Raw genomic sequence first — 578 nt, forward strand, 5'->3', positions numbered from 1 at the left:
GCTTGGCACGTCCTTCGTCGGCTCTCAAGCCGAGCCATCCACCAGTTGGCACAGTAGCCACGTCTGTTGGAATGTTGTTGACTCGATGGTACGAGTCCAGTTTGTGTCTGGATTGTGCTTACACGCGGCTTCATCACGTCCCCTGGTAGTTGCCAGGCGGACGTTCGACCCTTCCCACTCACGCTTGCGCGGAGTGGTGCATCAGTCGTCGTCAAGTCTTCCTCTCTCCGTCTCCCACTTAAGGGGATTGGTTCGGGACGACTTGAACGTACATGGACCCACTGGGATTCGAACCCAGGGCATCCTCCTTGCAAAGGAGGCACTCTACCACTGAGCTATGGGCCCACCTCCCTCTCGGGAGGATGGTTAGCCCTGGTAGTTCAAAGGTGCCCGATCGGGCGACTCGGTGGAAAACCGAACTCGGAAAGGTGGGTCGACCCGTGTGGGTCGATCCCGGTCAGTGGAGGTGATCCAGCCGCAGATTCCCCTACGGCTACCTTGTTACGACTTAAGCCCCCTTGCGGAGCCCAGATTCGACCACCGTTAGGTGGCCTCATCCGGACCCCACTCGGGTGCTT

Annotated in this window: 1 tRNA gene and 1 rRNA gene; both read right to left on the reverse strand. The window is 59.0% G+C overall.

The features are described 5' to 3' along the window. Window positions 1–273 precede the first annotated feature (273 nt). Window positions 274–345: transfer RNA gene (locus LI336_RS20040), tRNA-Ala, on the reverse strand. Between the two features lie 116 nt (window positions 346–461). Further along, window positions 462–578, reverse strand: a 16S ribosomal RNA gene (locus LI336_RS20045); the annotation flags it as partial.

Origin of the sequence: Halorubellus salinus, assembly GCF_020567525.1 — an archaeon.
In the GTDB taxonomy this organism is placed as follows: domain Archaea; phylum Halobacteriota; class Halobacteria; order Halobacteriales; family Natrialbaceae; genus Halorubellus; species Halorubellus salinus.